The organism is Pseudomonas sp. WS 5011 (assembly GCF_012985775.1).
Taxonomy (GTDB): Bacteria; Pseudomonadota; Gammaproteobacteria; order Pseudomonadales; family Pseudomonadaceae; genus Aquipseudomonas; species Aquipseudomonas peli.
Genome location: NZ_JAAQXA010000011.1, coordinates 1 through 23,275, shown reverse-complemented (window position 1 = coordinate 23,275; position 23,275 = coordinate 1). Strand labels below are relative to the sequence as shown.

At 59.0% G+C, this 23,275-nt stretch carries 18 protein-coding genes and 1 riboswitch; of the genes, 8 read left to right on the top strand and 10 right to left on the bottom strand.

The annotated features are described in order from the left end of the window. Window positions 1-89: 89 nt before the first annotated feature. The 6 genes from cobG (at window position 90) to HBN63_RS13145 (ending at window position 7,928) form a co-directional block, all read left to right on the top strand. Window positions 90-1,433, top strand: a complete 1,344-nt coding sequence (gene cobG / locus HBN63_RS13170; protein ID WP_170049728.1) for a precorrin-3B synthase — start codon at window positions 90-92, stop codon at window positions 1,431-1,433. Next, window positions 1,426-2,052, top strand: a complete 627-nt coding sequence (locus tag HBN63_RS13165) for a precorrin-8X methylmutase (RefSeq protein WP_090251038.1) — start codon at window positions 1,426-1,428, stop codon at window positions 2,050-2,052. The genes cobG and HBN63_RS13165 overlap by 8 nt, the downstream gene beginning before the upstream one ends. Beyond that, window positions 2,049-2,801 carry a precorrin-2 C(20)-methyltransferase gene (locus tag HBN63_RS13160; protein ID WP_170049727.1) on the top strand — a complete coding sequence of 251 codons (753 nt, stop codon included), beginning with the start codon at window positions 2,049-2,051 and terminating at the stop codon, window positions 2,799-2,801. The genes HBN63_RS13165 and HBN63_RS13160 overlap by 4 nt, the downstream gene beginning before the upstream one ends. A gap of 37 nt (window positions 2,802-2,838) precedes the next feature. After that, window positions 2,839-4,500: a precorrin-3B C(17)-methyltransferase gene (gene cobJ / locus HBN63_RS13155; RefSeq protein ID WP_170049726.1), complete on the top strand. Its 1,662-nt coding sequence runs from the start codon at window positions 2,839-2,841 to the stop codon at window positions 4,498-4,500. Between the two features lie 472 nt (window positions 4,501-4,972). Further along, a complete protein-coding gene (locus HBN63_RS13150) occupies window positions 4,973-6,364 on the top strand; it encodes a Fic family protein (protein ID WP_170049725.1) in 1,392 nt (463 codons plus the stop codon). Between the two features lie 133 nt (window positions 6,365-6,497). Continuing rightward, window positions 6,498-7,928 (top strand): IS1182 family transposase, encoded by a 1,431-nt coding sequence (locus HBN63_RS13145; protein ID WP_077566290.1) that lies wholly within the window; start codon window positions 6,498-6,500, stop codon window positions 7,926-7,928. Window positions 7,929-8,182: 254 nt separating this feature from the next. Here HBN63_RS13145 and cobF read toward each other — a convergent pair whose 3' ends face one another. The 5 genes from cobF to cobW are packed head-to-tail and all read right to left on the bottom strand — an operon-like array spanning window position 8,183 to window position 15,462. Then, window positions 8,183-8,956, bottom strand: coding sequence for a precorrin-6A synthase (deacetylating) (cobF, locus tag HBN63_RS13140; RefSeq protein WP_170049724.1), 774 nt, complete (start codon window positions 8,954-8,956; stop codon window positions 8,183-8,185). After that, the gene (locus HBN63_RS13135; protein ID WP_345940487.1) at window positions 8,953-9,639 is read right to left on the bottom strand and encodes a VWA domain-containing protein; all 687 of its coding nucleotides are present in this window, start codon (window positions 9,637-9,639) and stop codon (window positions 8,953-8,955) included. Before HBN63_RS13135 ends, cobF begins: the two co-directional genes overlap by 4 nt. Before the next feature lie 2 nt (window positions 9,640-9,641). Further along, entirely contained in the window at window positions 9,642-10,655 is a 1,014-nt protein-coding gene (locus tag HBN63_RS13130) for an AAA family ATPase (RefSeq protein WP_170049723.1), read from the bottom strand. Window positions 10,656-10,665: 10 nt separating this feature from the next. Further along, window positions 10,666-14,400 (bottom strand): cobaltochelatase subunit CobN, encoded by a 3,735-nt coding sequence (cobN, locus tag HBN63_RS13125; RefSeq protein ID WP_170049722.1) that lies wholly within the window; start codon window positions 14,398-14,400, stop codon window positions 10,666-10,668. Window positions 14,401-14,406: 6 nt separating this feature from the next. Beyond that, window positions 14,407-15,462 (bottom strand): cobalamin biosynthesis protein CobW, encoded by a 1,056-nt coding sequence (gene cobW, locus HBN63_RS13120; protein ID WP_170049721.1) that lies wholly within the window; start codon window positions 15,460-15,462, stop codon window positions 14,407-14,409. A 99-nt stretch (window positions 15,463-15,561) separates the two neighbouring features. After that, a riboswitch (cobalamin riboswitch) is annotated at window positions 15,562-15,758 on the bottom strand. Here cobW and HBN63_RS13115 point away from each other — a divergent pair. Further along, a complete protein-coding gene (locus tag HBN63_RS13115; protein ID WP_262498961.1) occupies window positions 15,725-16,288 on the top strand; it encodes a cobalamin biosynthesis protein in 564 nt (187 codons plus the stop codon). (Overlaps the previous riboswitch by 34 nt.) Beyond that, window positions 16,285-17,040, top strand: a complete 756-nt coding sequence (gene cobM / locus HBN63_RS13110; RefSeq protein WP_170049720.1) for a precorrin-4 C(11)-methyltransferase — start codon at window positions 16,285-16,287, stop codon at window positions 17,038-17,040. The genes HBN63_RS13115 and cobM overlap by 4 nt, the downstream gene beginning before the upstream one ends. 21 nt (window positions 17,041-17,061) lie before the next feature. Here cobM and HBN63_RS13105 read toward each other — a convergent pair whose 3' ends face one another. The 5 genes from HBN63_RS13105 to HBN63_RS13085 all read right to left on the bottom strand — a co-directional run bounded on the left by HBN63_RS13105 (window position 17,062) and on the right by HBN63_RS13085 (window position 22,522). Beyond that, window positions 17,062-17,823 (bottom strand): YoaK family protein, encoded by a 762-nt coding sequence (locus HBN63_RS13105; protein ID WP_170049719.1) that lies wholly within the window; start codon window positions 17,821-17,823, stop codon window positions 17,062-17,064. 25 nt (window positions 17,824-17,848) lie between these two features. Then, on the bottom strand, window positions 17,849-18,079 hold the full coding sequence (locus tag HBN63_RS13100) for a hypothetical protein (protein WP_170049824.1): 231 nt from the start codon (window positions 18,077-18,079) through the stop codon (window positions 17,849-17,851). Between the two features lie 152 nt (window positions 18,080-18,231). After that, entirely contained in the window at window positions 18,232-19,560 is a 1,329-nt protein-coding gene (locus HBN63_RS13095; protein ID WP_170049718.1) for a transposase, read from the bottom strand. Beyond that, window positions 19,557-21,515 (bottom strand): transposase, encoded by a 1,959-nt coding sequence (locus HBN63_RS21920; protein WP_262498960.1) that lies wholly within the window; start codon window positions 21,513-21,515, stop codon window positions 19,557-19,559. Before HBN63_RS21920 ends, HBN63_RS13095 begins: the two co-directional genes overlap by 4 nt. A 41-nt stretch (window positions 21,516-21,556) precedes the next feature. Continuing rightward, window positions 21,557-22,522, bottom strand: coding sequence for a hypothetical protein (locus HBN63_RS13085; protein WP_262498959.1), 966 nt, complete (start codon window positions 22,520-22,522; stop codon window positions 21,557-21,559). Window positions 22,523-23,275: the final 753 nt, after the last annotated feature.

Genomic DNA, 23,275 nt, shown 5'->3' with positions numbered 1-23,275 from the left:
CATCGGGCGGGGTGTACCGATGCCATGAAATCCCCTGTGGGCGGGTTTCGCTGGTTCGGTCGCCGCGTCTTTGTTGTTGGTGACCCTTTTTGCACGACCGTCCAACCTCCGCCGACCTGCCCGACCCACGCCCTAGCGCGTGCCCCGGCCTGCTGCGCATCGTCCAAGCGCTGGATGGCGGCATCTGCCGGGTCAAGCTGGCCGGCGGCGTACTCAGCAGTCAGCAGGCTCGCGCCATCGCCGAGGCGGCCGAGCGCTGCGCCAGCGGCGTGCTGGAACTGACCAACCGCAGCAACCTGCAGATTCGCGGCGTATTGCCCGGCCAGCAGGCCGAGTTGATCGAACGCCTGCTAGCTGCCGGCCTCGGCCCGAGCAACCCGGCCGCCGACGATGTGCGCAACCTGCTGCTCAGCCCCGCCGCCGGCCTCGACCCGCAGGCCCTGCTCGATACCCGCCCGCTGGCCGCCGCGCTGCTCGACCTGCTGCAAAACACCCCGGCGCTGCATGGGCTGTCGGCCAAGTTCGCCCTGCAGCTGGACGGCGGCGAAGCCCTGGCCATGCTCGAACACCGCCACGATATCTGGCTAAGCGCCCTGCCTGGCACGCCAACCCGACTGGCCTTTGGCCTGGCCGGCTGCCCGACTGACCGGCCGCTGGGCGTGGTCGAGGCTGAGCAAGTCATGCCGCTGGTGGAACAATTGCTAAGGCTGTTTATCGAACTGGCTGGGAGCGAACACAGCCGGATGCGCCAGCTGCTTGCCGTAATTGTCCCCAACCAACTGCTGCAACAGCTGCAAATGCGCCTGCCCTTTGCCGTACAAGCGCCGCCGGCCGATTGGCAACGCGCACCGGTCAGCCAACGCGCGCCGATTGGCATTTATCCACAGCAGCAAGCCGGCCTGTGCATGGTCGCCGCCGCCTCGCGCCTGGGCCGAATCGACGCCGCACAACTCAACGCCCTGGCCGATCTGGCCGAGCAGCACGGCGATGCCAGCCTGCGCCTGACGCCCTGGCAGGGCCTGCTGCTGCCAAATATCCCCGAGCGCTCGGCAGACAACCTGCTGCACAAACTGGCCGAACTGGGCCTGCTGATCGATGCACAGGAACCGCTTAGCCAGCTGATCGCCTGCACCGGCTCCAGCGCCTGCGGCAAAGGCCTGGCCGACAGCAAGGCCGATGCCCTGCATCTCGCCGAGCGCCTACGCGCCAGCAGCGCACGGCCGCACGTGCATCTCAGCGCCTGCCCGCGCTCCTGCGCCGCCGCGCATACCGCGCCCTTTACCCTGCTGGCCAGCAGCGCCGGGCATTACCAGCTCTATCAACGCACGCCCGAGGCGGCCGGTTTCGGCCAACTGCTGGCCAGCGCCATGACTATCGACGAGGCCGGCGACTGGTTCGCCGCCCACTGCGCAACAGGAAACAGCGATGCTTGAGTACATCCGCGACGGCCAGGAAATCTACCGCCAGTCCTTCGCCACCATCCGCGCCGAGGCCGACCTGTCGGCGATCCCGGCAGACCTGGAAAAACTCGCAGTGCGCGTGATCCACGCCTGCGGCATGGTCGATGTGGTGCAGGATCTGCGCTTCTCGCCCGGCGCCGGTGCTGCTGGCCGCGCTGCGTTGGCCAAGGGCGCGGCGATTCTCTGCGATGCGCGGATGGTCGCCGAAGGCATCACCCGCCCGCGCCTGGCCGCGAATAACCCGGTGATCTGCACCCTGCATAACGACGGCGTGATTGAGCAGGCCCGCGCACTGGGCAATACCCGTTCGGCCGTCGCATTGGAACACTGGCGCGAGCACCTGGAAGGCAGCGTGGTGGTGATCGGCAACGCCCCCACCGCGCTGTTCTACCTGCTGGAAATGCTCGACGCCGGCGCACCGAAACCGGCGCTGATTATCGGCATGCCGGTGGGCTTTATCGGCGCGGCGGAATCCAAGGACGCCCTCGCCGCCGACAGCCGTGGCGTGCCCTATGTGATCGTGCGCGGCCGTCGCGGCGGCAGCGCCATGGCGGTGGCGGCGGTCAACGCCCTGGCCACGGAGGTGGAGTGATGACTGTGCAAAAAGGCCGTCTGCTTGGCATCGGCGTCGGCCCCGGCGACCCGGAGCTGATCACCCTCAAGGCCCTGCGCCTGCTGAAATCGGCAGCGGTGGTCGGCTACTTTGTGGCCAAGGCTAAAGCCAATAAAGGCCATGGCGGCAACGCCTTCGGCATTATCGAGGCGCACCTGAGCGACGCCCAGCAGCGCCTGCCGCTGGTATACCCGGTGACCACGGAAAAACTCGCCGCGCCGCTCAGCTATGAAGATGTGATCAGCGATTTCTACGACACCTGCGCGGTGCAGATCGCAGCCCGCCTGGACGCTGGCCAGGACGTAGCGGTGATCTGCGAAGGCGACCCGTTCTTCTACGGCTCCTATATGTACCTGCACGACCGCTTGGCCGACCGTTACGACGTGGAAGTAGTACCCGGCGTGTGCTCCATGCTCGGTTGCGCCTCGGTGCTCGGCACCCCGCTGGTGTACCGCAACCAATCGTTAAGCGTGCTCTCCGGCGTGCTCCCCGAAGACGAACTCAAGCAGCGCCTGCACAGCGCCGAAGCCGCCGTGGTGATGAAGCTGGGGCGCAACTTCGAGAAGGTCCGCCGCGTGTTGCAGGAGCTGGGCATCGACCAACGCGCCCATTACGTCGAGCGCGCGACCATGGGCAACCAGCGCATCGTGCCGCTGGATGAAGTGGAGCCGATGTCCTCGCCGTACTTCTCAATGATCGTCATTCCCGGCGAGAAATGGCGCGGTTGATCCGCCAACCGCGCCCCCGCCCACTATGGAACACCTTATGACCGCCGCTCCCGCCATCATCATCCTCGGCCCCTCCGCCCTGCCTTGCGCGCGGCGTATCCAGGCGCTTTATCCACAGGCCGAGATCCACGGCCTGCACAGCCGGGTGGCGGACGTTGAACGGACCTATGAGGACTTCGGCGACACCCTGCGCGCGCTCTACCGCACCGGCACGCCGCTGATCGTGCTGTGCGCCGCCGGCATCGTGATTCGCAGTTTGGCCGCCGTGCTTGGCGAGAAAGACAGCGAACCGCCGGTACTGGCCGTGGCCGAAGATGGCAGCGCCGTGGTGCCGCTGCTCGGCGGCCTCGGCGGGGTCAACCGCATGGCGCGGGAGCTGGCCGCGCACCTGCAGGTCAACGCGGCGATCACCACCAGCGGTGAACTGCGTTTTGGCACCTGCCTGCTGGAACCGCCAGCCGGCTATGTGCTGGCCGATCTGGAACAGGGCAAAGGTTTTGTCAGCGACCTACTCGGCGGCCATGCCGTGCGGATTGAGGGCGACGCGCCCTGGCTGGCCCAGGCCAAGCTGCCTGTGGATAACCAGGCCAACCGGGTTATCCACATTAGCCCGCACAGCCGCGCGGCCAATGCCGATGAACTGCTGATCCACCCCCAGCAAGTGGCCGTGTGGGTCGAACAGGCCAACGCCGATTTACTTAGCGAACTGCAGCAGGCACTGCATGCCAGCAACCTGGCCCTGCAGAGTTTGGCATGCCTGCTGGCCGCACCAGAATTGATGGCCAACGCCGAACTGCATAGCGCCGCCGCGCAACTCAAACTGCCGCTGCGCTTTATCGACGACGCTACGCAACTGCCGCCACTGCATAGCCAGCACGCCAACCTGCGCCTGCTGCTGGCCGCCGCACCGATCGACGCCAGCCAGCTTGGTCGCCCCCGTGGCCGCCTGACGGTGATCGGCCTCGGCCCCGGTGCCGCCAAATTTATGGTGCCCGCCGCGCGCCAGGCGCTGGACGAAGCCCAGGACCTGCTCGGCTACGAAACCTATATCAACATGGCCGGCCCACTGCGCCCGGAGCAGGTGCGCCACTGCACCGACAACCGCGAAGAAATGCAGCGCGCCCGCCATGCCTTCGAGTTGGCCGCCAGCGGTCGGCGCGTGGTGGTGGTGTCGTCCGGCGACCCCGGCGTGTTCGCCATGGCCGCCGCCGTGCTGGAAGCCCTGCATGAATCGACCGACGCCGAATGGCAGCGCGTCGACTTGCAGGTGTTCCCCGGCGTTTCCGCCGCCCTGGCCACCGCCGCCAAAGCCGGCGCGCCGCTGGGACACGACTTCTGCCTGATCTCCCTGTCGGACAACCTCAAGCCCTGGGCCATTATCGAAAAACGCCTGACCCACGCCGCCGCTGCCGACCTGGTGATGGCCTTCTACAACCCCATTTCCAAAGCCCGCCCCTGGCAGCTCGGCAGCGCGCTGGATATCGTCCGCCAGCAACGCACCCCGGAAACCCTGGTGGTTCTCGGCCGCGACATCGGCCGCCCCGGCGAAACCCTGCGCACCCTCACACTTGGCGAGCTGACGCCAGAGATGGTCGATATGCGCACCCTGGTGATTATCGGCTCCAGCCAAACCTGCCGCTTCCCGCGCGCCGAGGGAGGGGAGTGGGTGTATACGCCGAGGAGTTATCCGCAGCTGTAACGGACGTAGGATGGGTTGAGCCTGCGATAACCATCAGGGGTTTTACGGCTCACAGATGATGGGCTGACAGCAGCAAGGGTATCGCTACGCTCAACTCATCCTACGAGCGGGTGAAAACCTTTAGTAATTCGTGGTCTACCCCCGAGCGCCCCAGCACGGAAAGCGGCTGGTCAAGGCGCTTCTATCCACACTTTAATCGACCAAGTGTCACCAATGCACCGCTCACACGCTGAGTCGGCGTCGTACAGGCGAGGCGTGGTATCTCGCAATTTTTCTATGCCGGTAGAGATACGAGAAATCCACCTCGATTTATGCATGAGCGCCGGGACAATTTTTTGAGGTAAAGCGGCTTATTACATCGCACCTCTCGCTTTAATGCTGGCCGGTAATGATGGGTGTAAGCCTTGACTTTGTGCTGGACCATGCCAGTATCTCAACACTAAAACGCAAATTTTCATAATTGAGTGATGAAATGACAAAGCCAAGTGTTGAGCGGCCGCCGAAATTTGATCCGTCAAAAGTCGAATTTGAAAAAATCGGCAAGTATTTTTCTAAATATGATGTTACAGACGAAAAGGGAAACTATCTTCACTGGGACAAATTCAAGTGGCGAGTACCAAGAGCAGAGGCTACCGATATTTGGTTTGCTGTGAAATTTAAAAGATACATGCAGATGAAACCTTTGGCATTGCTAGCTAGTACTGGTGAAGTCTTCACATATTGCATCCCACATTCTGTAGATTCCAAGCTTCATAGAATTGTTAAGCTGGCTGGTGGAAGTGTCGCTTCCATTGCGGGAAGTAAAGCCCCTGAGAGTTTGCAGAGTAAGTTTTTAGTGTCTTCTCTAATTATGGAAGAGGCCATATCGAGCGCTCAGCTTGAAGGGGCTTCTACTACTAGAGAAGTGGCAAAAAAAATGCTTGAGGAGGAAAGACCTCCTTTAGATGAAGATGAGCGGATGATTCTGAATAACTACATGCTTTTAAAGCATGCGGAATTGACAAGAGATGACCCGCTTACACTGGATCTGATTTTAGAATTTCATCGCATAGCCACACAGGGCACTACTGAAAATAATGTAGTCCCGGGTGAGTTTAGGAAAACTGATGATATTTACGTTTCGGATACTAATGACGAAATTTCTTATCAGCCTCCATCTTTTGAAGAAATCCCCAGTAGGCTTTTGTCACTGTGCGCCTTCGCTAATCAAGACCACTCCGGAGATAACGGCTGCGAATTTATACACCCAGTAATAAAGGCAATAATTCTTCATTTTATGATTGGATACGAGCATCCATTCAGGGATGGCAATGGAAGAACTGCTAGGGCTCTTTTCTATTGGTATATGTTGAAGTGCGATTATGATTTATTTAGATATGTGTCAATAAGCAAGCTTCTAAAAGACAACCCCAAGGGATATGGCTTGTCATACCTGTACACTGAAAAAGATCAAAATGATTTAACTTACTTCATTGATTTTCAAGTTGAAATAATTCTTAAGGCCTTTGAAGAGCTGCAAAGTTATTTGGAAAGCCGTTCAAGTGAATTTCAGAAAGTTGTTAAACTCCTAGAGTCAACTAAGTATAACTCTTCATTAAATTTCATTCAGAAGGATTTGGTGAAAAAGGGGGCGAAAGAGCCTGGTAGAATTTTCACTGTGAAGGAGGTTTCTAGCAGTTATGATGTTTCGGAAAATACGGCCAGGACGCATCTCAACGGGCTTTGCGATTTGAAGCTATTTATGGATACTAAGGATGGCAGAAAAACTCTATATATTTCCCCTTCTGACCTGGTCGAAAGATTGACTAAAAAAAATGGACCCGTGAAAAGTGAAAAAGCTGGCGAGCTTGTATCCAAAAAGTAACGATTTATCTTGGATGGAGGGGGGCTCTTGAACTCTCAGGCATATAGGAAGACTCCTTCTGGCCCAGAGTGTGTAAAAACGCACCGGTAAACCCTTGCTATGATTTCCGAGAATCTCAGCGTATGGGACGCCCATGAAACGGTTTATCCAGGGTGAACACCGAGGTCAAAGCACCTTACTTCCCGAAAGCCTCGACGACTACGTCAGCGATACCAATCCGGTTCGGGTGGTTGACGTTTTCGTCGATGAACTCGACCTAGCCACGCTAGGTTTTGATGGCGTCATTCCAGCCGAAACCGGAAGACCGGCTTACCACCCTTCGATCCTGCTGAAGATCTATATCTACGGCTATCTAAACCGCATTCAATCGAGCCGGCGTCTTGAGCGAGAAGCTCAGCGCAACGTCGAACTCATGTGGTTAACCGGGCGATTGATGCCCGATTTCAAGACCATCGCCAACTTCCGAAAAGATAACAGCAAGGCCATTCGCGGCGTCTGCCGCCAGTTCGTTTTGCTCTGCCAGCAGTTGGGGTTGTTTGGCGAAAACTTGGTTGCCATCGACGGCAGCAAATTCAAGGCAGTGAACAACCGTGACCGCAATTTCACCAGCGCCAAACTGAAGCGGCGTATGGAAGAAATCGAGGCGAGCATCAGCCGTTATTTGGCTGTGCTCGATGCGGCTGATCGACAGATTCCTAGCGCCTCCGCGCCAGACACTGCCAGCCTGGAAGATAAGATTGCCAAGCTAAAAGCGCATATGAAAGAGCTTCAAGGGATCGAAACTCAGCTCAACGATTCCCCTGATAAACAGGTTTCGCTGACCGACCCGGATGCCCGTTCGATGATGACGCGCGGCAGCGGTATCGTCGGCTACAACGTGCAGACGGCTGTCGATACGCAGCACCACCTGATCGTTGCTCACGAGGTCACCAACAGCGGTTCAGACCGCGACCAACTCAGTTCAATGGCGAAGCAGGCTCGTGAAGCCATCGGCGCAGAAACGCTGTCCGTGGTGGCTGACCGAGGCTACTTCAAGGGTGAAGAGATCCTTGCCTGTCACGACGCAAACATCACGGCCTACGTGCCTAAGCCAATGACTTCAAGCGCCAAGGCTGATGGCCGATTCAATAAAGATGCCTTCGTGTATGACCCGACGAAAAACGAATACACCTGCCCGGCGGGAGAGGCACTGATCTGGCGATTCTCCAGCGTTGAGAAAGGCATGAATATGCACTGTTACTGGAGTTCTAAGTGCCAGAGTTGTGCGCTGAAAACCCAGTGCACACCAAGCACAAATCGTCGAGTAAGGCGCTGGGAGCATGAAGCAGTGCTGGAGGAAATGCAGCGCCGGTTGAACCAAGCACCAGAGATGATGCGGGTTCGAAAACGGACTGTTGAGCATCCCTTCGGTACGCTCAAGCAATGGATGGGCGCAACGCACTTCCTGACCCGAAAGCTGAACGGGGTGAGTGCGGAGATGAGCTTGAATGTGCTCGCCTACAACTTGAAACGGGTGATGAAAATCATCGGCACCGAAGGCCTGTTGAAGGCGATGACGGCGTAAAAGCCCCAGCTTTTGCTGCTCCAAGAGGTGCCAAAGCGCTTCATAAACGCTCTGACGCGCTATTGGCGCTGATCGCGGCTATTTGCTTGGGAAACCGCCTCGCCCAGGAACACTGGGCTGAGGCACCCAAGATGCGAAAGTGTTTTTACACACTCTGGGCCGGTTGCAGCCTGATACGACCAACAGCAATGAGTCGAAAACCGACTCCAGGCAAATAGTCACGATGGACAACACTTCGCTTGTCCACCAATCCCTCAAGCACTCTCCTTTCCCAGCTTACGCAGCAAATAGCTATCCATTATCCAGCCAAGCTGCTCGCGCAGCTCGGCACGGCGAGTGCGGATAGTCTCGGCAACCTCACTTAGCGGCCCAGCAATCAGCACTTCATCCGGGGTGCCGATATAGGCGCCCCAGTAGATATGCATGGGCTGATCGACAAAGCGCTGGTAGGTGTCCTGCGCGTCGAGCATCACCAGCACGCTGTCCAAGCCATCGGGAAAACCGCCTTCGGCCAGGCGCCGCGCCGGGGTGATCTGGAAGGCCTGACCGATGCTGTTAAAGCAGACCTTATGCTTGGCCGCCAGGGCTTGCAGGCTGGTGATACCGGGGATCACCTCGTACTCGATCTGCTCGCTGCTGTTGGTCACGATCTGCTCGACGATGCGCAGGGTGCTGTCGTACAGCGCCGGGTCGCCCCAGACCAGAAAGGCGCCGGTTTCGCCATCGCTCATCTGCTCGCGGATCATGCCTTCGAACACCTGCTGCTTGTCCTGATTCAGATCGACCACGCTGCCGCGATAGTCCGGCACATCGCGCACCCGCTCCGGGCAGTCGGCGCTGACAAAGCGGTAGTCGCGGCCCTGGATAAAGCGCTCGCAGATCGTCTTGCGCAGGCCGATCAGGCTGTCCTTGGCGCTGCCCTTGTCCATCAGGAAAAACACGTCCGTGCGGTTAAGGGCGGTGATCGCCTGCACCGTCAGGTAGTCCGGGTCGCCGGCGCCGATGCCGATTATCAACAGGGTTTTCATAAGGCGGTCTCCAGGCTGCCGGCTAACAGCGGCAGCGAATCGATATGTCGGTAGTCTGCGCCCAGCTCAGTGGCCAATTGGCGCGCGCGGCCGAGGCGGATCGGCGCGCTTTCGATATCCACCAGCAGCGCCGGGCAGGCGCTCGGGGTTAAGGCTGGCCAGTCGCGCAGGCGGCCATCGGTGATGATCAACAAACGCTGACGCTCGGCCGGGTGCAGGCGCTGGCGCCGCGCCTGCCAGTCGGCAGCCTGCTGCAAAGCAGCAAACAGCGGCGTGCCGCCGCCCGCGCCCAGCTCGGCGAGCCACTGCTGCAAGGCCTGGGAGGCTTTTTGCCCCTGCCAGAGCCATTGCGCCTGGCGGCCGGTGGCGTGCAGCAAGGCCAGGCGCGCGCGCTGCCGACGTGCCTGCTCGAACACTTCACTGAGCAAACCCTTGGCCTTGCTCAGCGCGCCATGGCGACGGGTCGAGGCCGAAGCATCGACTATCACCAACCAAAGTTCGCCGGGCCTGGCGCTGCGCGGGCGCAGGACGAGATCATGCCGAGTACGCGGGCGGCCCTTAAGCAGGCTCGCCGGCCAGTCGATACGACCCGCCGCGCCACTGCGACTGGCACCGTTGCGGCCATTGCCTAATTTGCCGGGAGCGGCCCGGGCATCCGCGCCTGGGGCTGTGCGCGGGCGGATGCCTAGGGCTTTTTTGCCCAGCGCGGCGGTTCACGCCGTACGCCGAGGCTCTGCGCCTGGGCCGGTAATTCGCCCCACTGCCCTTCGCCTTGCGGTGCTTGTGGCTGCTCGCTAGGTTCGCTGTTACTGGGTTGAGACTGGGATTGCGGTGGTTGCGCGGCCGGCGGGTTATGCCGGCGGCGGTGACGCAGCACAAAGTCTGCCACCGCATCGATATCTACCGCCTCAATATGTTCCGCACCGCGCCAGGCGGCATGGGCGCGGGCGGCGCGCAGCCAGACCAGGTCGGCGCGCAGGCCATCGACGGCGGCGGCGAAACAGCGCTGGCTGATCTGCTCCAGAGCGGCGTCATCCAGCGCAATCACCGCCAGGCGCACACGGGCACTCTGGCAACGCTCGCGCAGTTCATCCTGCTGCGTTTGCCAGCGCTGCAGAAACGCCTGCGGGTCGGCATCGAAGGCTAGGCGGCGGCGAACGATTTCGGCGCGCTGGGCCGGTTGCGGCTGGGCGTCCAGGGCCAGGTTAAGGCCGAAGCGATCGAGCAGCTGCGGGCGCAACTCGCCCTCTTCCGCGTTCATGGTGCCGATCAGCACAAAACGCGCGGCATGCCGATGGGAGATGCCGTCACGCTCGATATGGTTGACCCCGCTGGCGGCGGCATCCAGCAGCAGGTCGACCAAATGATCGGGCAGCAGATTGACCTCATCGACGTACAACACGCCGCCATTGGCCTTGGCCAGCAGACCCGGGCTGAACTGCGCGCGGCCTTCGCCCAGCGCAGCGTCCAGATCGAGAGTGCCAACGATGCGTTCCTCACTCGCGCCCAGCGGCAAGGTGACAAAGGTGCCGCTGGCCAGCAGGTCGGCCAGGCCACGGGCCAGGGTCGATTTGGCCATGCCGCGCGGGCCTTCGATCAGCACACCGCCAATCGCCGGGTCGATGGCCGCCAGGCACAGCGCCAGTTTCAGGTCATCGGCGGCGACCACGGCAGCGAGGGGGAAGTGGCTATCGGTCATGGCAGGCTCTCTAGGATTCTTCGCTATCAATCAGCAGGTTTTCCAACGCTTCGCGGTACTCGCCGGGATCTTGCCAGAGACCGCGTTGCTGGGCTTCGAGCAGGCGTTCGAGGATGTCCTGCAGGGCCCCGGGGTTGTGCTGCTGGATAAAGTCGCGGGTGTTTTTGTCGAGCAGATAGGCATCGGTGAGCAGTGCGTACTGGTGGTCATCAACCAGTTCGCTGGTGGCGTCGAAGGCGAACAGGTAGTCGATGGTCGCAGCCAGTTCGAACGCGCCCTTATAGCCATGGCGCTTCATGCCGTCGATCCACTTAGGATTGGCTGCACGGGCGCGCACCACGCGGTTGAGTTCTTCCTTCAGGGTGCGGATACGCGGGGTGTCGGGCTGGCTGTTATCGCCGTGGTAGCTGGCCACCTTGGCCCCGCGCAGGGTTTCCACCGCGGCGAGCATGCCGCCTTGAAACTGGTAGTAGTCGTTGGAATCGAGGATGTCGTGCTCGCGGTTGTCCTGGTTGTGCAGCACCGCCTGCATCTGCTCCAGGCGCTCAGCGAACTGCGCGCGCGCCGGAGTGCCTTCGCTGTGGCTGCCGTAGGCGTAGCCGCCCCAATTCAGGTAGACCTCGGCGAGGTCCTCGCGGGTTTGCCACAGACGTTCTTCGATGGCGTTCTGCACGCCCGCGCCGTAGGCCCCCGGCTTGGAGCCGAACACCCTCCAGCCAGCCCGTTTGCGCGCTTCGTGTTCATCAAGACCACTGTCCTGCAAGTTCAGCGACTCACGCCAGACCCGCGCCGACAGCGGATTCATGTCTTCCGGCTCATCGAGATCAACCACCGCCTGCACGGCGTCATCGAACAGACGAATCAGGTTGCTAAAGGCATCGCGGAAGAAGCCGGACACGCGCAGGGTCACGTCCACCCGAGGGCGGCCGAGTTGCGCCAGCGGCAGCACCTCGAAACGCTCGACGCGCTGGCTGCCGGCCTGCCACACAGGGCGCACACCAATCAGCGCGAGGGCCTGGGCCATATCGTCGCCGCCAGTGCGCATGGTCGCGGTGCCCCACATCGACAGGCCGAGCTGACGCAGGTGGTCGCCGTGGTCTTGCAGATGCCGCTCCAGCAGACGATCCGCCGCCTGCACGCCGATACGCCAGGCGGTCGGCGTGGGCAGGTTGCGCACATCGACGCTGTAGAAATTGCGCCCAGTGGGCAGCACATCCAGCCGCCCACGACTCGGCGCGCCACTCGGCCCGGCTGGCACAAACCGCCCGCTTAGCGCCGCGAGCAGGCCGTGAATTTCGGCCGGGCCGCAGGCATCCAGCAGCGGCGCGATCTGCTCACGCAAACGCTGCAACACCTGGGTGCTTTCCGCACCAACGGATTCAAAATCCGCCGCGCTAATCAACTGCAAGGCCAGCAGCTCCAAACGCTCGCGGGTATCGCCAGCACTGCGCCAGCTGTCATCGCTCAGGCTCTGCAACACCGCCGGGCGCGGGCCATGCCAAGGCGCGGCCACCTCGCAGTCGAGCGGATCGAAGCCCAGCTCCAAATCGCGGGCCAAGGCGCGCAGCAGGCTGGCGTTGCCGCCCTGGCCGTCGCCACGGGGAATGCGCAGCAGCGCCAGCAGAGTGTCGCGACGCAGCGTGCCGGCCGGCGATTCGCCGAATACATGCAGGCCATCGCGGATCTGCGATTCCTTTAAATCGCACAAATAGGCATCCAGCTGCGGCAGCCAGCTATTGGGGTCTGCGTTGAGTTGCAGACCCAGCTCGCGATCGAGGCTGGCCTCGCGCACCTTGAGCATAATCTCGCCGCGCAGCTCGGCGGCGCGGCGCAGGTCGAGCTGGCTGGCTTCGTAGTATTCGTCGGCCAAGCGCTCCAGATCGCGCAACGGGCCGTAGCTTTCGGCGCGGGTCAGCGGCGGCATCAGGTGGTCGATGATCACCGCCTGGGTGCGCCGTTTGGCCTGCGCACCCTCGCCCGGATCGTTGACGATAAACGGGTAGATATTCGGCAGCGGGCCGAGAATCGCGCTCGGCCAGCATTGTTCGGAAAGACCGACACTCTTGCCCGGCAGCCATTCCAGATTGCCGTGTTTGCCGACGTGGATCACCGCGTCACACGCAAAGGCCTTGCGCAGCCAGCAATAGAACGCCAGGTAGCCATGGGGCGGCACCAGATCCGGGTCGTGATACACCGCTGCCGCGTCCAGCTGATAACCGCGCGCCGGCTGGATGCCGACAAAGGTCAGGCCGAAACGCAGACCGGCGATCATCAGCCGCCCGCCTCGGAACATAGGGTCCTGCTGCGGCTCGCCCCAGCGCTCGCGCACCGCCTGCTGGTTAGCTGCGGGCAGGCTGTGGAAGAACGCCAGGTACTCATCCAGCGCCAGGCTCTGGGCGCAGGGCCGCGCGTCGAGACTGTCCAGATCATTGGTCACGCCGCCAAGCAGCTGGTGGATCAGTGCAGTACCGCTGTCGGGCAGGTCTGCGACTGGGTAGCCCTGCTCTTGCAGCGCCTTGAGGATATTTAGCGCCGCCGCCGGGGTGTCCAGGCCGACGCCATTGCCGATACGGCCGTCGCGGGTCGGGTAGTTGGCCAGGATCAGGGCAATGCGCTTATCGGCGTTACCTTTGTGCGCCAGGGCGACCCAGTTGCGCGCCAGTTCGGCGACGAAATCCATCCCCGGCAGATGCGGCTGGTAACAGACCACGTCGCTCTGGCTGCGCTCGCTGCGCCAGGCCAGGCCCTTGAAGCTGATCGGCTGGGTAATCAGCCGGCCGTCCAGCTCGGGCAGCACGATATGCATGGCCAGGTCGCGTGAACCCAGGCCCTGGGCATTGGCCTGCCACTGTGCATGGTTATCCAACGAACAAATGGCTTGCAGCACCGGGATATCGCGGCGAAAAGGCCGTGCGCTCGGCGCTTCCGGGTTGGACAGGGCAAAGGCCGTGGTGTTGATGATCAGGCGGGCATCGGCTTGGTCCAGCCAGTCCTCGACCTGGGCCAGGCAGGCCGCTTCCTTAAGGCTGGCCACGGCAATCGGCAGCGGATTAAGGCCCTGGGCCTGTAAGCGCTCACAGAACACATCGATAAAGCCGGTGTTCGCCGCCTGCACCTGGGTGCGGTAGAACAACAGCGCCGCCACCGGTGCACCAACCTGCCAGCTGGCTTGCCAATCGGCCAGGCTCGGGTTAGCCAGTTGCGGGTGATACAGGCCCACGCGTGGCAACGGCTGTGGTTCTACCCAAGAATACTCGCGCTGCAGCCACTGGCTGGCGATGCAGTTAAACAGCTGCAGCGCATTGCCTGCGCCGCCCTGGCGCAGGAACTGCCAAAGCCGCTCGGCCTCGGCCACTGGCACGTTGCTCAGGGCCATCAGCTCCGGATCGGGGTTGTCGCAACCCGGAACCATAATCACCTGCGCGCCGCGCTCAGCCAGTTCGACCAGACGCTCGATGCCGTAGCGCCAATAGCTGACGCCGCCGTGCACGGAAATCAGGATGACCTTGGCGTGCTGCAGCACCTGCTCGACGTAGAGATCCACCGAGGCGTGATTGCTCAGCTGCGCCGGGCTGGCCAGGCGCAAGCTGGGGTAATCCATCGGCAACTGCCGCGCCACTTCGGCCAGCAACGACAGGTGCGAATCGCCGGTGCAGAGGATCACCAGCTCGGCCGGGGTCTGGCCGAGGTCGGCAATGCTGTCGGCCGGCAGCTGGCTGCCGGGCTGGGTGCGCAGCAGGTGCATGCGGGCTTAGCCTGCCAGCGCGGCGTTAAGCTCGGCTTCGATAGCGGCCTGATCCAACGTCTGGCCAATCACCACCAGGCGGGTGATGCGCGGCTCATCGGCCTGCCAGGCGCGGTCGAAGTGTTTGTCGAAACGCTGGCCAACGCCTTGCAACAGCAGGCGCATCGGCTTGCCGGGAATCGCCGCAAAACCCTTGATGCGCAGAATGCCGTGTTTGCTGACCGCCTCCTTCAGCGCTTGCAGCAAACGCGCTTCCTCGGCTTCAGGCAGTTCCACGTGGAACGAGGCGAACTCGTCGTGATCGTGGTCTTCATGGCCCTCCAGATCATGGTGGGTCTTGCGCCCCTCGATATGCAGCTCGGTCTCGCAGTTCAGGCCCAGCAGCACGTCCAGCGGCAGCTCGCCGCCATGGGCTTCGATGATTTTCACTGCGGGCGGCAGCTCCTCGGCCACTTCCGCGCGCACCGCAGCCAGAGCGGCGGCGTCGAGCAGGTCGGCCTTGTTGAGGATTACCAGGTCGGCGCTGGCCAGTTGGTCGGCGAACAATTCGTGCAGCGGCGATTCGTGATCCAGATTCGGGTCGAGCTTGCGCTGCGCATCGACCTGATCAGGGAAGGCGGCGAAGGTGCCGGCGGCCACGGCCGGGCTGTCGACCACGGTGATGACCGCATCGACGGTGCAGGCGTTACGAATTTCCGGCCAGTTAAAGGCCTGTACCAGCGGCTTGGGCAGGGCCAGGCCGGAGGTTTCAATGAGGATATGGTCCAGCTCGCCGCGCCGTGCCACCAGCTCGCGCATTACCGGGAAGAACTCTTCCTGCACGGTGCAGCACAGGCAGCCGTTGGCCAGTTCAAAGATGCGACCGTTGGCTTCTTCTTCGCTGCAACCGATGGAGCACTGCTTGAGGATTTCGCCGTCGATGCCCAGCTCGCCGAACTCGTTGACGATCACCGCGATGCGCCGCCCGTCGGCATGGCCGAGCATATGCCGCAGCAGGGTGGTTTTGCCGGCGCCGAGAAAGCCGGTAACGATGGTGACGGGAAGTTTGGCGAGGGTTTGCATGGCGAGTCCTGCGTGACGTCGAAAGAAAGACGAGCAGGAGGCGGCACAGACATGACAGCCACGGGGCGTCAGCCAACACCACCGGATCACCCCGCCCGGTTGTCGAAAGCGTGACGAGGCAGGTCTCCTGGCTCACGGTCTGCGCCTTGCGCGACCCTTCACCTTCCCGCCTGGCGGCAGTGGTGTATCGAAGGGCTTTGGACCGTTTACAGTTGCGGGGGCAGCCAAGGCATCAACCTTGTTCCCTCTTAGCTTCGTGGGCATGCCCACGAAGAACCTCGAACGCGACAAGGCTACGCAGGCCATGGCGGCCGGTCAATCGCGGTTGACCGGTGCCGGCCGCCATGTTGAGCTACGCCGCCGCACACACCGAGCGCCGCAGATGATCCCCAGCCACACCCCTCGCCGCCCCGCTGCCGCCGTTCAGGTGGTCGCTGGGCTGGGCTGTCGCAGCTGCTGCAGTGTGGAGGACTTGCTCAGCCTGCTGCTGCATAGCCTGCAGACGCATGGTCTGACTGTGGATAACCTGGCGGGGCTGGCCAGCGTCACGCATAAACACGACGAGCCGGGGCTGCTGGCACTGGCCGAACGCCTAGGTCTGCAGCTGAACTGCTTTAGTGCGGAAGAACTGCAGCCCTATCAGCACCGTGTGCAATTCTCGCCGCTCACCCAGGCCGCCACTGGCAGCCCGGCCGTCGCCGAACCCTGCGCCCTGGCCCTGGCTGAAAGGCTGGGCGGCCAACCGGCCCGCCTGCTCGGCGAGAAAACCCGCAACGCCAGCGCCACCTGCGCCCTGGCGTCGATTGCACCCAAGGATGTGTCATGACCGTCTACTTTATCGGCGCCGGCCCCGGCGACCCCGAGCTGATCACCGTCAAGGGCCAGCGCTTGCTGCGCAGCTGCCCGGTGATTCTCTACGCCGGCTCGCTGGTGCCTGCAGCAGTACTCGAAGGCCACAGTGCCGAGCAGGTGATCAACACTGCCGAGCTGCATCTGGATGAAATCATCGAGCTGATTAGCCAGGCCGATGACAAAGGCCAGGATGTGGCCCGCGTACATTCCGGCGACCCGTCGCTGTACGGCGCGATTGGCGAGCAGATTCGCCACCTGCGCCGGCTGGGCATTGCCTTCGAGATCATCCCTGGGGTGACGGCAACTGCGGCGTGCGCTGCCCTGCTGGAAAGCGAACTGACCCTGCCCGAGGTGTCGCAGACGCTGATCCTCACGCGCTACGCGAGCAAGTCGAATATGCCTGAGGGCGAGGCATTGGGCGACCTGGCGCGCCACGGCGCGACCATGGCCATCCACCTGGGCGTGGTGCACCTGAGCAAAATCGTCACTGAGTTGCTGCCGCATTACGGCGCAGATTGCCCGATTGCCGTAGTGCATCGCGCCAGCTGGCCGGATCAGGATTGGGTCAGCGGCACCCTGGCCACCATCGAAGAACAGGTGCGCGCCAAAGGCTTTCGCCGCACCGCGCTGATCCTCGTCGGCCGCGTGCTGCACGCCGAACAGTTCGCCGACTCGGCGCTGTACAACGCCGAGCATCGCCACCTGTTCAGGTCGGCAGAAGACTGAGCCGCAGGCAGTCGGCCAGGCTTATCGGCGCAATACGCGCCGTGTGAGCAGCAGCAGATCATCGAGCGCCGGCACACTGGCCAATAACACCAGCAGCAAGGCCAGCGGCACGGTGGCGATATAACCCAGGTGGTTAAAGCCCAGTGCGCCGATCACCCCGCCGAGGAAGAAGTACAGCGCCAACAGGCTGAGCACCCGCAGACGTTGGCGGTCGGCCATCACCCGAGCGATATCAGGGCCACGCGTGCGATTCCAATAGAACAGCTTGCCTAGCTCGATACCGATGTCGGTGATGATTCCGGTGATATGGGTGGTGCGGATTTCCGCCCTGGAGAGTTTGGTAATCAGCGCGTTCTGCAGGCCCATGATGAAACACAGCAGCATCACCGTCAGCGGCACAAACAGGCCGGTAATCTGCGCCAGCGATGCGCCAAGAAAGCCAAAACACAGCAACAGCGCAGCTTCGAGCAGCAACGGCAGGGCGTATTCGCTGTGCAGCTGGCGCCGCCGTGAGTAGTTGATCATCACCGTCGAGCAGGCTGCACCCAGTAGGAATGACAGCACACCGCCGAGACCACTCCACACCAGGCCATAGGCACCCAGAGCAATGTTGTCCGCCATGGCCGAGACGATGCCGGTCATATGCGAGGTGTATTGCTGCACGGCAAGAAAGCCGCCGGCATTGATCGCCCCTGCAACGAAAGCCAGGGCAAAACCCAGATGCCGATTGGCTACGACACTGCGCGTCCGTCCGGTCAGGCTTCTCGCATAGCGAATAGGCATAAGTGCCTCGGGTGAACGGCAGGGCTTAGAGATGAATCTCCGCGCCCTTGATGCCGAGTAGGCGCAACTCTTCGATCAGACCATTGAGATCGGCGAAGGACTCAACCTGCTCCTGGTCATCGACCAGAAAGAAGCTGGTGCCCGCGCCTTTCTTCAACAGCACGATCCATTCCCGGGTATTGGACGGGTTGACGATGATATGGGTATCAAAGAGCACGCCCTGAGCCTGCTTGCTCTTTATATCTTCACGCTGGATTTAGAAAATAAAAACTGTCGCACCACTCCCTCATGATTCGGGGGCTCCAGAGCGAACGAAGAGAAACGCAAAACTGTCGCAACCCTGGCCAAGTGAACCCAAAGGGCAAGTGTCAGCAAATAAAAACTGTCGCAGCCCGCTATACCTGCGTTCTAGGGCTTCTTAGGCTTTGGTAGCGGGGTCGCCACCAAGTCCTCAAGAAAAGCTCTCTCAAGATCGTCCATCGAGGACTTGGGCAAGGGTGGTTTACGTGGTGTTTTGGGTCGGGGAGCTTTTGCCGCTGCCGGCTGAATCTCCTCCAGGGCTTCTCGCTCACCCACCGTGAGTGATGATTCGAAAACCTTGTTAATGACCCTGGTCTCACGATCATTCCGCGCAAAAGCCACGACGTTTGACTTCAAGGAAGCAGGGAGCTCAAACGGACATCGCAAATCCAACCGGAGACGCGAACTGCGGCCCTGTAGGGCCTGGATGTGCAGTTCCTCGACGTCCTCCTTAGTCGCTGCGTAGGCAACGCACTGGTAGGCTTTGCTGAGGTCGGCCAACTCCAAGCACTCACGCCCCCCCCCACGCGCAGCGATGTAGGCATTCTTCAAGAGTTCAACGGCTAGACGCTTGATACCGAATGTAGAGCGATATATTTCTTGGGAGAAATCATCAACCGACCCTTTGATGCAACCGCCCGCGACTCTGATGCATTCGGCGATGTACCCCCTCCAACTCTCGCTATCAGGATCATCCGGAAGCATGATCCGCGGTTCAGTAAGCAGACGTTGCTTATCTTCGCTATTGCGCCCCTGCAGCTTGTGTAAAAGGCTGTAGTTGGAAACAAACACCATCGGCGGGCCAATCGCAGCCATCGTAAGCAGCATTTCTGTGACCCTAGAGGCACCCTGACCTGTATTTATGTGCTGGGTTTCATCCAGTAGCAGTAGCGAAATTCCATCTCTGTTTGCTCGGCGCCGACATTCAACAAGTAGCTTTGCAGCGTTACCGCCAGTGGCACCTACAAAGTCTGCTAACAGTTGCCTGCCACCTGCTTTACCTCTGGCACTTACATACCAATGAGAAAATAGCTTGAGGTTTCCATGGAAATGATCGCATGCGAAATCGATAGGCGCAGGTAGTACTTTCCGTAGAGCAGCAATGGTTTGACTTTTTCCAACACCAGCCAAGCCTGTCAAGCAGATTGGTCTAACCTCAACATCAGGAGGAGTGTAGAACCGCGAAATATAGTCCACTTCACTTGAGAATAACCATTGGCTGTGCAACGCCGCTTTTGCAGACAATTCCTTAATAAAGGAAAGTGAGAAATCATTTGGCAGATATATCTGTTCCAGTGCCCCGGACAAGATTTGTGCAGCAACCAATGATTCCTTACTAGCCAAGCCTTTAACGGGGTCAGGCCTAACCGTAATTCGTTGCCTAATGACTTCTATGTCTACGCAACTGTCAAACCGGGAACTAAAACTTTCGTTCACTTCGCCTTTCCTGTGAAGCGATTGAAATCATCAGTATCGCGGCGAGCGGCACCACCTTTGGTAGGTCTTCCTTGTTTACGCTGACCGCTATCCCAATCTTCACCAGTATCTTTTTTGAAGCGATCACGAAATTCCTGCTGAATAGCAGGTATCTCATCGCGAAGATCGGCCGCATGTTCGCGGCGAATTTTATCAATCTGCTTTAGAGCGGATAATGTGATATCAACACTCCCTTCCGGGGTTGTTGCGGAGCTCACAAAATCCAACTCGAAAAGCAAACCATCAAGCTCGATCCAAATATGCCGCACACACATTGTGAGGGCAAACGCTGTACTCTTAATAACACCGGCTCTTGCAATCTTATCGAATACATTCGTACCTATAAGCGCCGTAGATCTGTACTTTCTGCCATAAAAATATACCGCGTCTTTTCGGATGGTTACTGGATGCTCTGTGAGGAAAGTCCTAACAGCCTCATCGAACGGCATTCCTATGGCGCTGTTACGCCCACGACCGTCTAGGAAATTCCAAATATCATGGGGTGTTGGCTTGACCCGATTGATAATCATCTCTTCCGTCACCCTACCGCTTGCATCTGAAGATTGGTTATCGGCTAGAGCTTGATAAATCTCGCGTCTTGCCATTAACACAAAATTCAATTTGCTCTGGAAATAGGTCGGCTGCTCCAAGCTCTTCTTATCTCTCGGATGAGACGACTCAACGGTAGCTTTAGACTGGCCAGAATATGATGGAGTTAACTCAATGCTTCCCAACCAATTAATCTCTGGCTCACTGCCATATGTTGCGCCAGGCCCCCTATCAAAAATGACTCCACCAGACAGCCCATAGCAGGGCCACTCTTCAGGTCTGATATTGATTCCGAACAGCTCGCAAAACTTCACCTTATCGAGTGCCATGGAAAAAAGAGCCATCTTGTAGGCCTCCATGGTCTCTTTACCCTCTGCGAAACCGATACCCACTACAGCGCCGGATAGGCCACAGACGGCCCGAACCACGCAAAAACCATCTACGGAACTGCCTTCTGTAATACCTGAGAGCTTTTCAGAGATGTAATAACCATCGAACTCAACCCGCTGACATAAATTAGTCAAGCGCTCTGCAAAGCTTCCCGCAGAACCTGATTGGGACCTCGCTTTGTGTTTCCCATTGAGCTCACGGGCTAGCTCTTTTGGTCCAATCATTTGTTCGGCCCAATACTTTATCTGGCCAAAAGATGGGAATGGCTCGCCTTTCGGGTGCTTGAAGGTTTTAACGCCACTCTCAAGTTTAACTTCACAACCAAATTTCTTGGTTAATATATCACTATATAACCTTGTTTTTTTGTCATTCGGATTCTTATATGCCAAAAGCCCAGTTAGAATTTTTTCCTTCATGTCTGGCGAGCAGTTGTAACCAAAAGAAGGACCTTTGCGATGAGGCCTTCCATGCTTAACCTTAGAGGTTGTTTCACGATTCCAGCCACCAATACGGTGGAATAAAGGCATTAGCGCCCACTTGTTGAATCCGAATACAACATAGCTATAAAACCAAAACCTCAACCGACTCGAATTTTGTTGAGGGCGTTGAGATTTGGCATGACTGTTTATGATTGCATTGGGATTATCACTGCTCAATATTTCTCTATATCTATCCACAAGCTTAGATATCGCCATGTACCTACGGTCAACTTTTTGATTATAATTTTCCTTGTTCGATGAACGGCGGCTCTCCAAATAAGAAATAGAGCAACCCTGAATATTGTTTAACCAAGGCGGGGTCTCATCGCGCCCATCCTCCAACAACAATTCTTGCTCTAATGCTTCCTCAAATACATTTTGAGGAAGCATCAATAGCTCCGCTGTTAAGTCGCCTGATTCATCATCAAACTGAACAAGCTTCACGCGATTAGAATCGGAATCACTATGAAGGAAATGGTAAACGGCACCTTTTGCCAAGCACTGAAATCCTTCAGGTGCAACTATTCTGGCCCCGATCATCATCCACTAAAGCCCTCAAACAAATAGCCAAAGGCAGTTAGAAGATCCTTTTCCTCATGGTTAAGTGGATGATCTATATGTATTGGTTTGAACATATCAACCGCAAGCTTGCGATTCCAAATATCTTGATAGATTCTTGCTATAAACTGATCCCGGCGACCCCAGCGTGACCCATACTGAATTGCTATCTGTGCTACGGGCGTTCCTTCGGTATAAGCACGTTGCACAGCAATACTAAAGTCCTCCATAAGCTGCGGGTCATGCGTAAGCTGTAGACCATGCATGCTAAATATGAGGTCTAAATTTGCTATTACTGCTGTGTCCAGCATATCCATAGAAACTTGATGCGTCCTTATGCCACCACTCGCATAGTAGTCAGCCTCAAGTTGCGCGCGCATCTCGGCGAAGTCTCGATCTTTCTTTTGTTGAGCAGGCGTTTTAGCCTTTGTGCTTCGCCTTTCTGAAAAAGCTACTGCTGTATCCTTGACTGTCCAATTAACGGCGAATGGCCTTCCAGAGAAATCTGTTAAGAACAGCAAAAGATCTCCCTGGTATGGAAACGGCTTCTTCTTCCGCTCCCCATTTTGGTGCGCATAGACAATGATGTAGTGCTCAAATCCGATTGCTTGCGCTATCGATAGAGTTCCTGATAGCGGCGGAGGAAATGACTCTGTCGACAACGGATGTCCACGCAAAGGATGAACTGTCGGTATAGGAGACAGCATCTTTTGTTCGTGGATATCGATAAGTGCGGGATTGTAAAGAGCAAACTGCACAAATACACGCTCGGGTGTCGACAGCGCATGTATCGTCCGGCCGAGTTTCCGGCTGTTCAGCCTACTTATGCGAGAGCCTTTAGGTGCTTCTTTTGGTACAGCCAAAGTACATGGGATGTAGATATCACCCCACTTAAAGTTTCCTTGTCTGCCTACAATCTGATCATATTTCAGCTGAGGATTAATCATCTCAGAAATTCCATTGCCATTCGCCGCTCTACAAGTCATCACATTCGAGATGCACCTGAGCAGAGACAAATCATCCTTCTCGAGCAAACAAACACACTTACAGCTCGCTGCTCACGATTAAAACTTTTTCGAGGATGAACGGAGCTGTGCAGGGCTTGACGCCCCGCACGAAGCGGATAGACAATGGATTTCGTCAGGCACGCAAATCTGACTTTCCCACAGAGGCCCAAGGTAGCACTCAATGTCATCAACCTAAGCTGCAGCCCTGCCCAAGGCAAGCCCCCGAAGCAGCCAGCCGCCATGGCCGTCGGGCGATGACCAGGCCTCTGCCGCTCCATCAGGCGGTCTAGCTGGGCTGGCGGTGATGTGATCATCGTCTGTACCGGCTGTCTAGGCGAGATTTCTCGTTCTCCGGACGAGCCTATGCCGACCGCTTGTGGCCAGCTTTTTTTTGCACGGAGGTTGGACGGTGGTGTTTCTTCAGCGCGTCGGTTTGTAGCCCTCACAACCTCGGCTGGCTGCGCGTTTGCGTTGGCGCGCAAAGCTACGGCCTGAGCGTACGGCACTGAGGCTTTTAGCCATCAAGGCCAGCACATTGCTCAGCCCCTGAGCACAGTGCTGTTGCCGCTGACCGAAAACTGACCCAGTAGAGGCTGTTCTGCCGACTGAAAACTGACCCAGGTGTTCAACTGCTTCTGCTCAATTTTTGAGCAGGAGAACACAGGGTGATCAGTATGGAAATGATGGGCAAAA